Source organism: Parasphingorhabdus sp. DH2-15, assembly GCF_051668705.1.
In the GTDB taxonomy this organism is placed as follows: Bacteria; Pseudomonadota; Alphaproteobacteria; order Sphingomonadales; family Sphingomonadaceae; genus Alterisphingorhabdus.
Genome location: NZ_CP196351.1, coordinates 482,152 through 495,557, shown reverse-complemented (window position 1 = coordinate 495,557; position 13,406 = coordinate 482,152). Strand labels below are relative to the sequence as shown.

Sequence of the window (13,406 nt, the reverse complement as noted above, 5' to 3'; positions counted from 1 at the left end):
CTTAAATATATGCCCGAAACCGCCGAAGAAATTATGGCCAATGCGCGCGATAGCCTTCAAAATGTGCGCTATAACCGTTCCATCGGTTTAAAGTCACGCGCGCTCAAACGCAGACATTTCTGGGGCAAATTGGGCCGCACCGCGATAGCAGTGGGTGCCGTGATTGTTGGAGCAGGAATTGTAGGCGCCATTATCGGTGGCATCGGTTTTGAAGGCGTGATGATAACTGCGCTCGCTGTAGCAGGGGCTTCATATTTCTTCAGCAAATATCCCAAAATGCCAATCCCGAAAGCTGAAGACCTCTCGAAAGAGAATCTCGACGTGTTGGCCGGTAAGACTGAGATATGGCTGGAACAGCAACGCCCTGCTTTACCAGCACCGGCAATAAAACTGGTCGATGATATCGGTGTTCAGCTCGACGCACTGGCACCGCAATTGCAGCAATTGGATGAAAGACAGCCTGCCGCCTTGGAAGTGCGCAAATTGGTGGGTGAGCATTTGCCCGAATTAATCACAGGTTATCAGCGTATCCCTGCATCTTTGCGCAAAGAGGAGCGCAATGGCTCAACACCCGATGCACAGCTTGAGGATGGGCTGAAGGTTATTTCCAAAGAGATTGATACGGTGACACGGCAATTGGCCAATGGCGAATTGGATAAGCTGGCCGTTCGCGGACGTTTTCTGGAAATGAAATATATTGGCGAAGAGAGTGTAGATTGATAATAATACGCTGGTAGAGAGTAAAAATACATTCTTCAGATGAAACGAACCATATTTTTGGACCATAATATGATTTTTCTATCGTCAGATATTGTAAATCATGCAATTCATCCTATATTAATGTTAGTAAAGGAGGGGCAATGCTCGAGTTTTGGTTGGTTTCGGAAAATCTGTTTTTCACCATCAGCTTATTGCTCATGTCCCTATTGGTAGTTTTTCAAGTCATTGGCCTAGGCGAATTGCTGGGTGATGCCGATATTGAAATGCCCGACCCTGATATTGATGGCGACTTAGCCGGTGCCGGAGATGGCCTTTTGGGCATTTTGGGCTTTGGCAAAGTACCGTTGATGATTTTGCTGATGCTGATGCTCGGCTTATTCGGGATGATCGGCCTGTCTGGACAAATGGTCTTGCAAAACCTGACCGGCAGCATGTTAAGGCCGTGGTTGGCCGTTCCATTGGCGGCTTTTGCCAGCCTTCCACTAACCGGCGCAATTGCGAGGCCATTGGCCAAAATCCTGCCGCGTGACGAAACCACAGCCGTTGGCCGCGATACATTGGTCGGCCGCTTTGCCACAATCGAATTGGGCAAGGCCGAAAGCGGCTCTCCTGCCCGCGCAAAGGTACGTGACGTTCATGGGCAAAGCCACTTTGTAATGGTCGAACCGGATAATGCTGGCCAGATATTAGAGCAAGGCGAAGAAATTTTGCTGGTCCGCCGCGATGATGATATATTTCGCGCCATAAGCCGCGGCCAGAACACACTGCCTCGACTATAGGTCGAAACGTAAATATTCCTTGCCATTTTGGGATCACCCATTCCTGAATGGCCTGTCAAAAAACAAGCCCATGAGGTGATAAGCAGGTGCGAATCCTGGGCTGGATAACCACACGCACCGCACGAAGAGAAAGAGAGATATGTTAGAAGGACCATTATTCATTACCGTCATGGCTGTTGCCGGACTTATCCTGATTGTCGGGATCATTATTACCATATTGCGGCTCTATAAGCGCGCATCCAAAGAGATTGCTTTTGTGCGAACCGGTTTTGGCGGTGAAAAAGTTGTGATGAATGGTGGTGCTTTGGTCTTGCCAATTTTCCACGAGACTATGCCGGTTAATATGAACACAGTCCGCCTGGCGGTTGAACGCAAAAATGCCGATGCATTGATTACACTGGACCGGCTGCGCATTGATGTGAAGGCCGAATTTTATGTCCGTGTCCGCCCTGATGCCGATGCTTTGGCTATGGCAGCGCAGACGCTTGGCCTGCGCACGATGCATCCGGAATCGCTAAAAGATCTGGTCGAGGGCAAATTTGTTGATGCCTTGCGCTCTGTTGCAGCGGGCATGTCGATGAACGAGCTGCACGAACAGCGGGCAGACTTTGTGCAAAAGGTGCAGCAAGTCTCATCCAACGATTTGGCGATGAACGGTCTTGAACTGGAATCGGTATCGCTGACCGGACTTGACCAGACCAGCATTGAGCATTTCAACGCCAATAACGCATTTGATGCGGAAGGTTTGACCAAGCTAACCGAACAGATTGAACTGCGCAAAAAGGCGCGGAACGATATCGAGCAAGAGACGCGCGTTCAGATCGAGACGAAAAATCTGGAAGCTGATCAGCGCTCTTTTGAGATTAGCCGTGACAATGAATTTGCGCGGTTGGAGCAAGAGCGTGAGGTTGAAATGCGCCGCGCCACTCAGGCATCCGAAGTCGCAACAGAACAGGCCATTCGTAACCGTGAGGCAGAGCAAGCGCGCATTGAGGCAAAACAGCTAATCGACTCGCGGCAGATTGAAGCGGATAAGCTGGTCAAAGAAGCGGAAATCGCGCAGCAGCAAACCATTGAGATTGCGCGGCAGGAACAGCAAATTGCGATCCAGAACAAATCCCGCGAAGAAAGCCAAGCCAAGGCGCAAGCTGATGAAGCGCGTGCAACTGCCGTCGCTGCTGAAGAGCAAGTGACGACTGCGCGGGAAACCGAAGTCGCCGAACGACAAAAGCGTATTGAGCTTATCGAGGCAGCCAAGCAGGCAGAGCGCGATGCTATCTCAGTCAAGGTTGAGGCAGAGGCGGAAAAAGAAGCGGCATCCAACCGTGCCGCCGCCATTCGTGTCGCTGCTGAAGGTGAAGCAGAGGCAGAAAAACTGCGCGCAGAAGCCGCACGCGTTCGCTTTGAAGTTGAGGCTGCTGGACAGCGCGCCGTCAATGAAGCGGCTAATATTCTGTCATCAGACCAGATTTCGCTGCAAACCAAATTGGCCTTGCTCAATGTTCTGCCCGAAGTGGTTCGCGAATCCGCAAAACCAATGGAAGCAATCGACTCGATCAAGATCGTACAGGTCGATGGCATTACCCAAAATGGTGGAGGCGGTTCTGGAACCAGCGCGGCGGCGAACAGCGGCGGCAATGGCAATCTGGCCAGCGACGCCGTGAGCGCCGCTCTGGCCTATCGTGCACAGGCCCCGGTGATTGACGGGCTTATGAAAGAGCTGGGTTTGAGCGGAGGCTCGTTAGACGGTCTTGTCGCCCAAAGCACAGGTTCAAGCGAGATCGGTAATTTGGTGGAAGAGCAATCATTATCCGCGGAAAAGCCGGTTGAAATATCATCTAAAATGAGTCAAAATTCCAAAAGCGATTCAGCGTCAAAGTCGGATTAACCGACATATTGGGTGAGGCTGATTGCCTGGGCAAGGGCAGTCAGCGGTGAGGGATAGCGCGGGGCTTATGGTCTCGCGCTATTTTCTTTTTGCCAGACATGGTTTAGCGTTAGTCTATGACCGATAAGACCTATCAAAGTTTCGCTGAATTCTGGCCCTTTTATCTACGAGAGCACAGCAAACCACTGACCCGTGCCTATCATTATATCGGCACTAGCATTGTCATTGCCATTGCGGCTTATGCCTTGCTTGCTGGCCAATGGCTGTGGCTGCTCGCCATGCCGGTTGCGGGGTATTTCTTTGCATGGTTGGCACATTTCACGGTTGAGAAAAACCGCCCTGCGACGTTCACCTATCCTTTATGGTCATTGGGCGCAGACTTCAAAATGTGGTGGTATGCGCTGACCGGACGTTTAGGGTCGGAGTTGGAAAAAGCCGGGGTAAAACCGGTTAAAGGCTAAACCACATACAGGCTGTTGCAGCGGCCTCTTAACGCTGCATAAACGCGGCAATCTCTTCCATAGCTTTGTCCGCTTCTTTCATCGGCAAAATCATCCAGACATGCTGCATCTGTTCATGCACATGATAGTCCAGAGCGATATTTGCCGCATCTGCCTTGGCTTTCAGCTTCTTGGCATCGACATACAGAATATCGTGCGTTCCCGTCCACACACCCATTGGCGGCAGACCCGTAATATCGTGCAATAACGGACTGACTGGAAAGTCTGAAGGGTCACCACCCTCACCAGCCCACCAACGGCCCATGGCCTGAATAGCCGGCAGCGCGATAATATTATCCTTTGGCGCGATAATCACTTGTTCTGGATCATTGGCATTGCCATCAATCCATGGAGAGAGCAGCGCAATCTTACCCGGCAGTTTCTCGCCATCATCCCGCAGCATCTGCCCAAGCGCCAATGAGAAACCACCACCCGCACTATCGCCCATAAGCGTAATATCGGCAGGGTCAATTTTCCCGGCCAATTCGGTATAGAGTTTGCGCGCCATGGCATAGGCCGGGCGCCAATCATTTTCCGGCGCCATTGGGTAGATGGGCACGCTGAGCGAAGCGCCCGTTGCCTTAACCAATTTGGTCAGATATTTCCAATGCTCTGGCGCAATATCCAAGGCATAGCCACCACCATGAAAATATAGGACATGATGGTCAGAGCCACCCGATTTAGGCGTCAAATGATAGACCAAATGGCCATCAATATGCTCTTCGCTAATATCGCAATTCTGGGTCAGCCATGACACGGGTTTCGCCGGACCACGCGCACGATCTTCTGCGATACCTTTCAGTGCAGCCTCTTCGCTGGAAAATATCTTTTTGATACCGCGCAATTTCAGGATGATATTGACCATCTTGGCTGAAAAACTGGTCATAACATTCCCCTAATTGCTTATCTTATGCGCATATGTGATGCGGTGATTATAGTCAGCCTTTTGCTTCAAGCCGCCTTTTGTATGAATACTGTACCCGCCGAATAGCCAGCGCCGAAGGAACAGATCAACCCTTTTTCACCAGCTTGCAAATCTTTGCTATGCTGATGAAAAGCAATGATGGAACCAGCCGATGATGTGTTGGCATAGCTGTCCAGTACTGTCGGGCTTTCATCCGCAGTCGCTTCATGGCCAAGCACTTTTGCTGCAATAAGACGGTTCATGCCCGCATTGGCCTGATGCAGCCACAGCCGGCGCAGTTCATCGGATGTAATGCCAAGCCGGTCCATCTGATCCAAAATCATCGCCGCAACCATGGGCACCACTTCTTTGAAAACCTTGCGGCCTTCTTGCTTAAACAATTTATCCGGGTCATCGCGTGTTTCGGGGTGCGTGCGGTTCAAAAACCCGAAATTATTGCGAATATTGTTCGAAAATTTGGTCTTTAGCTTGGTGCCCAAAATCTCCCAATGCTCAGCCGGGGCCAGGTCTTTCGCTTCCACCAATATCGCGGTTGCCACATCGCCAAAGATGAAGTGACTGTCGCGATCACGCCAGTTCAAATGCGCGGAACATATTTCCGGATTGATGACCAACACCGAACGCGCACTGCCTGAGCGGATATAGTCCGCTGCGGTTTGCAGGCCAAATGTAGCCGAAGAGCAAGCAACATTCAGATCAAAGCCAAAACCATCAATGCCCAGCTCATCCTGAATCTCAACAGCAATAGCAGGATAGGCACGCTGTAAATTGGAGCATGCAACCAGAACGGCATCAACATCTTCTGCTTTGCGTCCGGCGCTATCAAGCGCTTGCCGCGCCGCCTTTACGCCGATTTCCGCTAGAATAGATAATTCTTCATTGGGCCGCTCAGGCAATTGCGGACACATGGTATCCGGGTCCAATATACCGTCTTTATTGAGCACATAACGCGCTTTAATGCCGCTTGCCTTTTCAATAAATTCAACTGAGCTGTAGGTGAGCGCATCCAAACTTCCAGCCGCAATGGCATCAGCATGTTCGGCATTATGCTTATCAACATAAGCGTTAAAACTGGCGACCAGCTCCTCATTGGTGATTTTCTGGTCAGGCGTGAACAGGCCTGTCGCCGAGATTACAGGTGTGAATTGCGCATTTGCGGCGTGCTGGTCAGACATGGCTCTCCTAACGATATATGTCTATGCGTGGGTTAATAGACTTTGCTTCTTCGCCATTAATATGGGGGGTATGCCTTATCCCGCATCACCAATTGTTACAAGTGTCTATGCCGTGTTCGTAAGCAAGCAGGGCCTTGCGCATTTTCTGCACCGCGCCATTGTGACTGCATGACGGACCAAATTCCCGCTGCTCTGATTGATACTGCAATATTGGCCTTATTCTCTGCAAGGCGCGATGGTGCCACCTTGTGCCCGTCTGACATTGCGCGGCATATTGCCGGTGAGGATTGGCGCGATATCATGCCGCTCATCCACCGGCATGTAAAAGCCAGAGCACGTCTTGGCGCACTACGGCTCACACAAAAAGGCATGACTGTGCAACCCGATGATCTGCAAGGCGTTTATCGCATAGCACGGCCCGCAAAAGGGCTCATCGACAAAGCATAAATCAGCACCAGACCTTTAGGACAAGGACCAATATGCCCGCTGCTCTTCCCGGACTGCTTTCCGACCCGATGGATTTTACCCCTGATGCAGCCAGCGCACAGGCGCAATTGCGCAACTTTGTGCCCCGCGCAGGCAATGCCTATGCCAGCCAGCGCAACTATGATTTCGGGCCGGAAAAACGCGACAATATCTCCTGCCTCTCCCCCTATATCCGCCACCGGCTGATAACAGAGGAGGACGTGCTAACGGCAACGCTGGAGCGTTTTGCGCCATCAACCGCAGAAAAGTTTATTCAGGAAGTTTTTTGGCGCGGCTATTTTAAGGGCTGGCTGGAGCATCACCCCAGTGTCTGGCGCGATTATGCCGATCAATTGTCCGATCTGCATGCCAAACTGGCGGCGAATAGCGGGCTGGCCACAGCCTATGATGAAGCAGTTACTGGACGCACCGGCATAGACTGTTTTGATGCGTGGGCGCAGGAGCTGGTGCAATATGGCTATTTGCACAATCATGCGCGCATGTGGTTTGCCGCGATCTGGATCTTCACCTTGCGCTTGCCATGGGCCTTGGGCGCAGAGTTTTTCCTGACCCATTTGCTGGATGGCCATGCGGCCAGCAACACCTGTTCATGGCGCTGGGTCGGCGGACTGCACACCAAGGGGAAACATTATCTGGCGCGCGCCAGCAATATTGCGCGTTATACCGATGGCCGCTTTGCGCCAACAGGCCTGAATGAACAGACCGCGCCATTGGAGGAAGAGAATAATCATCCGCGCCAATTGCTTACCCTGCCAGAGGAAGACGCATTGCCTGATGATTTCGCTCTGCTGATCCATGGCGAGGATTGCGCAGCGCAAAGCCTGCCCCTGCAAGGCAAGGCACCCAGGCTGATAGTGGGCCTAAAGCCGGATTGGAACGCGGTATCTTCGCCGCCTGCCGGTGCAGTACAGGTATTTTCTGCCGGAGCGGTCGATGACGCTTGCGCTCGTGCAGCCTCCACATTTGCTTGCCCAGCCAGCGATATAATCTCTGCTGATGCGCTTATTCAGGCCATGCAACAGGCGGGCCTAAAAACATTGGTCATGGCCTATATCCCCATTGGTCCGCTACGTGATATATGGGATAAACGCTCCACCTATCTGGCCGAAAATGGCATCACCACCATGACCATATTGCGCGATTATGATCGTCTGGTCTGGCCCCATGCCAGCAGGGGTTTTTTCAAGCTGAAGCAGAGAATTCCAACGATATTGGATGAACTCGCCCTGGGATGAAAGCGCTTGCCATTTGCCCATAGCCTAAATGCGCGGCAGGCTTTAGCATGCTGCAAAACAGATACGCATTTATAGAGGATGGATATATGGATTTTGCGGGCAAGATAATCTGGATCACTGGCGCGTCATCAGGCATTGGCGCTGCTCTGGCCCGCGCGTTTGCGGCGGAGGGCGCACAGCTAATTCTGTCCGGTCGGCGCGAAGAGGCGTTGCAACAGGTCGCCAATGACTGCGCTGTGCCGCACCTCATTCTGCCATTTGATACGACCGACTGGGCAGCATTGGGCGACAAAGTTAAGGCCGCTATTGGCTGGCAGGGGCATATCGACATTTTGGTCAACAATGCCGGGATCAGCCAACGCAGCTTGGCCAAAGATACGCAGCCAGAGGTGTATAAGCGTATTTTAGATGTCGATCTGCTTGCGCCTATCTGGCTCACCCAATTGCTTTTGCCCCATATGGTTGCGCGGGGCAGTGGGCATATGGTGGCCATCAGCTCAGTCGCGGGGCGCATCGGCGTGCCCTTGCGCACCGCCTATTGCGCCGCCAAACACGGGTTGATCGGGTATAGCGATGCACTGCGCGCCGAGGTGGAGCAGGTCCATGGCATTGGCGTCACGACAATCTTACCCGGATCGATTAAGACCGATGTTGCGCGCAATGCGCTCACTGGTGATGGCGCAAAGCGCGGCGAATCTGATGCCGCCATAGATAATGGCCTGCCGCCAGAGGAATGCGCCGCGCGGATATTGGCCGGCATGAAAGCAGGCACAAAGGAAATTATGGTGGCCGAAGGGCAAGAACTGGCTGCTGCGCAATTGCGGCATTCCAACCCCGATATGCTGTTTCAAATGACCGCGGGCATTGGCGCGGCTGTGGCAGGAAAGACGGTATGATAAACACATCTTATAAAGCATTAGCTGTCATTGCCGCTGCATCTTTGTCGTTCGGCGGATGTACGAGCGAAACGGGCGCAGATGCGAGCACGGAGAACAGCACCGATCAGCAAAGCGCAGCAGACACATTTTATGCATCGCTGATGGCGCTATGCGGTAAGGCCTATGCCGGAAAGCTGACCTCCAACGATCCGCAAGATAGCGACTTTGCCGGGGCAAATATGGTCATGCATGTGGCCGCATGTGATGCGGAACAGATCGCCATTCCTTTTCATGTCGAGATGCCAAGTGAGACAGCAGGCACGCAATGGAACCGCTCACGCACTTGGGTCATCCACCACACCGAAAACGGCCTATCACTGCATCACGTCCACCGCCATGAGGATGGTAAGGAAGACAGTGTGAGCCGCTATGGCGGCACGGTTGCTAAAGCTGGTCAAGCAACACGACAGGAATTCCCCGTTGACCAATTCTCTATCGACCTGTTTAACGCCAATGACCTTGCTGCCTCGGTTACGAATGTCTGGGCAGTGGACGTGAATGACACGCAATTTGCCTATGAGCTGAAACGCGAAGGCCGGTTTTTCCGTGTAGAATTTGATCTCACCAAACCAGTGGAAGCGCCGCCGCCACCATGGGGCGAGACGATACCAACATTATGAGCCAGTCTGACAATCTGGGTGCGATTGATCTGGACGCAGTAAAGCTCGACGCAAGCTGGAAAACCGCGCTGGCGGGGCCGCTCACGCATCCGCGCATGACCGCGCTAAAAGCATTTTTGCGTGCGGAAAAAGCAGCGGGAAAAACGATCTTTCCCAAAGGCAGCGCCATATTTCGCGCGCTCGACCTAACCCCTTTAGACACGGTGCGCGTAGTGATTTTGGGACAAGACCCTTATCACGGGCCGAACCAAGCGCATGGGCTGTGCTTTTCAGTGCAGCCGCAGGTCAAAATCCCGCCCTCTTTGGTCAATATTTATAAAGAGCTGGAAAGCGATTTGGGCATTGCCCCTGCCAGTCATGGTTTTCTGGAATCATGGGCGCGTCAGGGCGTGCTGCTGCTTAACTCTGTTTTGACCGTAGAGATGGGCAAAGCCGCATCGCATCGCGGGCGCGGTTGGGAGGAGTTTACTGATGCAGTTATCGCTCAGGTGAACGCACTGCCGCATAGCGTGGTTTTCATGCTTTGGGGCAGCTATGCGCAGAAAAAGGCTGCTTTTGTCGATAGCCGGCATCTTGTGCTGCACGCGCCGCACCCTTCCCCCTTATCTGCCTATAAGGGGTTTTTGGGGTGTCAGCATTTCAGCCAGTGCAATGATTTCCTAAAATCACAGGGCACAGCACCAATTAATTGGGCAATCCCTGCAATTTAGCACCTGCAAATTAAGGCCTTTACGGTTGCCGTCTTTTCACTGGCTTGCCGCCACCGGGTTTGCCTTTATTCTTTTGCTTACCGCGAAATTTGGGCGATGCACCGACTTTCTTTGGCGCATATTTTTTGCCATCTTTTTTGAAATCGCCCTTGGGCCCACCCTTATATTCGGGGCGCAATTTCTCTCTTGCGACAGGTTTGCCAGTGTCGGCTGCACTGCCTTTATCCGGCCCATTGTCGGTTTTTGCTCGGTCCGGTGCAAACCCATCTTTTTTGGGTCTATCACCGCGTGGCCCGTCACTGCGAGGTCCATCATTGCGGGGGCCATCTTTTTTGGGCCAATCCTTTTTCGGGCGATCTTTATATTCACGCCGTTTTGGTTTGCCCCCATCACCGTCTTCGCGCCGCTTAAAATTGGGTTTGCCGCGATGGCTGCCGCCTTCGCCGCCACGTCCTTGATATCCACCTTTGCCGCGCTTGCGGTTCTCTCGCGCGGCATCGCGCGGTGGACCATCGGCTTTCACGATCTCAACATCATCATCTTCATCCTGTCCGGGGTTCTGGACAGACTGTGCAAATTGCTCTGCTGATTTGGCGGCGATGGCCACAAAACTTTCATTCCCCATGATGCGGATGGCGCCAATATCATTGCGGGTAACGCCGCCGCGTCGACACATGAGCGGCAATATCCATTTCGGGTCGGCATTGTTGCTGCGCCCGACATTGACACGGAACCAGATGGCATCGTCAAACCCGTCACGGTGCGTTTCTTTGGCGCGCTCTCGTTTGCCGTCATCCAGCAAATCTTCAGCCGATGGCATTTTGGCGCGGTGCGTAGAAACCAAAGCAGCGGCTATATTTTCCGGGCTCATCGTTTCCAGTAATTTTGCACCCAAAGCGATATCGGCCTCATCAAATTCAACGGGTGCCAATAGCTTTTCCAGCAACCGTTCATGATCTTTGGCCTTAATCTCTTCGGCGCTGGGTACCGTAATCCATTCGGCATTGATCTTCGCGCCGCGCAGCATGGATTCCACCCGCTTGCGCCGCTGATAAGGCACAACCAGAACAGCCGTACCTTTTTTACCCGCACGGCCCGTGCGGCCCGAACGGTGTTGCAATGCTTCTGCATCGCGCGGAATTTCAACATGCACCACAAGCGTAACACTGGGCAAATCAATGCCGCGCGCTGCAACATCTGTCGCCACGCAGATGCGCGCTCTTTTATCGCGCAATGATTGCAAGGCATGGTTGCGCTCTTGCTGGCTATGTTCACCCGAAAGCGCGACGGCGTTAAAGCCACGATTGGTCAGCTTGGCATGCAAATGCCGCACCCGCTCTCGCGTGGCACAGAACAAAATGGCGGTGTCCGGCTCATGCAGGCGCAGCAGATTGACCACCGCGCTTTCTGTGTCAGGCGGAGCGACAGTCACTGCCTGATAGGCAATATCACCATGGCCGCGATCTTGCGTAACCGTTGAAATGCGCATCGCATCCTGCTGGTAGCGCTTGGCCAGCGACACAATCTGCTTCGGCATAGTGGCAGAGAACATCAATGTTCGGCGGTCATCGGGGCTGGCATTCAATATATCTTCCAGCTCCTCGCGAAAGCCCATATCCAGCATCTCATCCGCTTCGTCCAGCACTGCGACCTTTAGCTCAGACAGGTCCAATGCCCCGCGCTCCAAATGGTCGCGCAGACGCCCGGGCGTGCCGACAACAATTTGCGCACCATTTTTCAGGTTACGCCGTTCTTTGCTGGCATCCATGCCGCCAACACAGGTGGCAATGCGTGTGTGCGCTCCGGCATAAAGCCACATCAGCTCGCGGCTGACCTGTAGAGCAAGTTCACGCGTGGGCGCGATGATAAGCGCTGCGGGCAATTTGGCCAGGCTCACCAGCCCACCATCCAAAATTTGCGGCGCCATGGCCAGGCCAAAGGCAACCGTCTTACCGGAACCCGTTTGCGCAGAGACAATAAGGTCTCTACCTTCCGCTTCATCTTCAATGACGGCGGTCTGGACAGGCGTCAGCGTGGTATATTCGCGCGCGGCCAATGCCTCACTCAATAAAGCGGGGATATTTTCTAATGACATTATTTTTCCTTGAACAATTGCGCCCCATGCGCCTTTGGTGTGCAAATGTCTATTGCCGACTGCACTTGGCTGACGTTAAAGTCGAAATAATCTGCCCAATGCGTCATATTTAGAGCACAACATAACAATAGAAAGACTTGCCCCATGAAAACCCGCGCAGCCATCGCTTTTGAAGCGAAAAAGCCATTGGAAATTGTTGAACTTGACCTGGAAGGGCCAAAGGCTGGCGAAGTATTGATTGAAATCATGGCGACCGGCATTTGCCACACTGATGCCTATACGCTGGACGGGCTGGACAGTGAAGGCAAATTCCCTGCTATTCTGGGCCATGAAGGTGCAGGAATAGTGCGCGACGTCGGTGCAGGCGTGACCTCTGTTGCGCCTGACGATCATGTCATACCGCTTTACACGCCGGAATGCCGCCAGTGCAAAAGCTGCCTGTCCGGCAAGACCAATTTGTGCACCGCCATTCGCAGCACACAAGGCCAAGGTCTGATGCCCGATGGCACCAGCCGCATGTCCTATAAAGGGCAACCGGTTTATCATTATATGGGCTGCTCCACCTTTTCGAATTTCATCGTCGTGCCTGAAATCGCAGTCGCCAAAATCCGCACCGACGCACCTTTTGACAAAAGCTGTTATGTTGGGTGCGGTGTCACCACCGGAGTTGGCGCGGTTACTAACACGGCCAAAGTAGAACCTGGTTCCAACATCATTGTTTTCGGGTTGGGCGGCATTGGGCTAAATGTCTTACAAGGCGCAAAAATGGTTGGCGCAGACAAAATTATTGGCGTTGATATCAATCCGGAGCGCAAAGCCTGGGGAGAGAAATTCGGCATGACACATTTTGTCAATCCGGCTGAGGTTTCCGGCGATCTGGTCGAGCATTTGGTCGCGTTGACCGATGGCGGCGCGGATTACACCTTTGATTGCACGGGCAATACCAACGTCATGCGCACCGCATTAGAGGCCTGTCATCGTGGTTGGGGAGAGAGCATCATCGTTGGCGTCGCTGAAGCGGGTAAAGAAATTTCCACCCGCCCCTTCCAGCTCGTGACGGGCAGAGTTTGGAAAGGCACGGCTTTTGGCGGTGCAAAAGGGCGCACTGACGTACCCAAGATCGTCGACTGGTATATGAATGGAAAAATTCAGATCGACCCGATGATCACGCATGTTCTGCCATTGGAAGAGATCAACAAGGGTTTTGACCTGATGCACGCAGGCGAGAGTATACGCTCCGTCGTGGTGTTCTAAGCCTCCACTTCAAAGATATTGAAGGCGCAAAAAACCGGCCGATGCATTGAAACACCGGCCGGTATAGAGTCAGGTATAGAG

General features: G+C 52.9%; 12 protein-coding genes and 1 pseudogene. 10 read left to right on the top strand and 3 right to left on the bottom strand.

All coding sequences use genetic code 11. From position 1 onward, the window contains the following. Positions 1 to 9 precede the first annotated feature (9 nt). The 4 genes from ACR9YC_RS02345 to ACR9YC_RS02330 all read left to right on the top strand — a co-directional run bounded on the left by ACR9YC_RS02345 (position 10) and on the right by ACR9YC_RS02330 (position 3,848). On the top strand, positions 10 to 720 hold the full coding sequence (locus ACR9YC_RS02345; RefSeq protein ID WP_438729332.1) for a hypothetical protein: 711 nt from the start codon (positions 10 to 12) through the stop codon (positions 718 to 720). Positions 721 to 860: 140 nt separating this feature from the next. Beyond that, complete coding sequence (locus tag ACR9YC_RS02340; protein ID WP_438729330.1) at positions 861 to 1,499, top strand: YqiJ family protein; 639 nt, start codon at positions 861 to 863, stop codon at positions 1,497 to 1,499. 169 nt (positions 1,500 to 1,668) lie between these two features. Beyond that, positions 1,669 to 3,387 carry a flotillin family protein gene (locus ACR9YC_RS02335; protein WP_438731540.1) on the top strand — a complete coding sequence of 573 codons (1,719 nt, stop codon included), beginning with the start codon at positions 1,669 to 1,671 and terminating at the stop codon, positions 3,385 to 3,387. A gap of 116 nt (positions 3,388 to 3,503) precedes the next feature. Beyond that, positions 3,504 to 3,848, top strand: coding sequence for an Mpo1-like protein (locus ACR9YC_RS02330; RefSeq protein WP_438729327.1), 345 nt, complete (start codon positions 3,504 to 3,506; stop codon positions 3,846 to 3,848). A gap of 28 nt (positions 3,849 to 3,876) precedes the next feature. Here ACR9YC_RS02330 and ACR9YC_RS02325 read toward each other — a convergent pair whose 3' ends face one another. Both ACR9YC_RS02325 and ACR9YC_RS02320 read right to left on the bottom strand, forming a co-directional pair. Beyond that, the gene (locus ACR9YC_RS02325; protein WP_438729324.1) at positions 3,877 to 4,773 is read right to left on the bottom strand and encodes an alpha/beta hydrolase fold domain-containing protein; all 897 of its coding nucleotides are present in this window, start codon (positions 4,771 to 4,773) and stop codon (positions 3,877 to 3,879) included. A 65-nt stretch (positions 4,774 to 4,838) separates the two neighbouring features. Beyond that, positions 4,839 to 5,987 (bottom strand): beta-ketoacyl-ACP synthase III, encoded by a 1,149-nt coding sequence (locus ACR9YC_RS02320; protein WP_438729321.1) that lies wholly within the window; start codon positions 5,985 to 5,987, stop codon positions 4,839 to 4,841. Positions 5,988 to 6,155: 168 nt separating this feature from the next. Between ACR9YC_RS02320 and ACR9YC_RS02315 the strand changes: the two genes are divergently transcribed. The 5 genes from ACR9YC_RS02315 (at position 6,156) to ung (ending at position 9,976) form a co-directional block, all read left to right on the top strand. Further along, entirely contained in the window at positions 6,156 to 6,434 is a 279-nt protein-coding gene (locus tag ACR9YC_RS02315) for a DUF3253 domain-containing protein (protein WP_438729318.1), read from the top strand. 32 nt (positions 6,435 to 6,466) lie between these two features. After that, entirely contained in the window at positions 6,467 to 7,708 is a 1,242-nt protein-coding gene (locus ACR9YC_RS02310) for an FAD-binding domain-containing protein (protein ID WP_438729315.1), read from the top strand. A gap of 86 nt (positions 7,709 to 7,794) precedes the next feature. Next, the gene (locus tag ACR9YC_RS02305; RefSeq protein WP_438729312.1) at positions 7,795 to 8,604 is read left to right on the top strand and encodes an SDR family NAD(P)-dependent oxidoreductase; all 810 of its coding nucleotides are present in this window, start codon (positions 7,795 to 7,797) and stop codon (positions 8,602 to 8,604) included. After that, positions 8,601 to 9,266, top strand: coding sequence for a hypothetical protein (locus tag ACR9YC_RS02300; protein WP_438729309.1), 666 nt, complete (start codon positions 8,601 to 8,603; stop codon positions 9,264 to 9,266). Before ACR9YC_RS02305 ends, ACR9YC_RS02300 begins: the two co-directional genes overlap by 4 nt. Continuing rightward, positions 9,263 to 9,976: a uracil-DNA glycosylase gene (gene ung / locus ACR9YC_RS02295; protein ID WP_438729307.1), complete on the top strand. Its 714-nt coding sequence runs from the start codon at positions 9,263 to 9,265 to the stop codon at positions 9,974 to 9,976. Before ACR9YC_RS02300 ends, ung begins: the two co-directional genes overlap by 4 nt. A gap of 283 nt (positions 9,977 to 10,259) precedes the next feature. Here the strand turns inward: ung and ACR9YC_RS02290 are convergent. After that, positions 10,260 to 12,071, bottom strand: a pseudogene (locus ACR9YC_RS02290) (DEAD/DEAH box helicase); the annotation flags it as partial. Positions 12,072 to 12,215: 144 nt separating this feature from the next. On the opposite strand from ACR9YC_RS02290, the gene ACR9YC_RS02285 reads away from it, so the two are divergent. Next, positions 12,216 to 13,325, top strand: coding sequence for an S-(hydroxymethyl)glutathione dehydrogenase/class III alcohol dehydrogenase (locus ACR9YC_RS02285; RefSeq protein ID WP_438729305.1), 1,110 nt, complete (start codon positions 12,216 to 12,218; stop codon positions 13,323 to 13,325). Positions 13,326 to 13,406 lie beyond the last annotated feature (81 nt).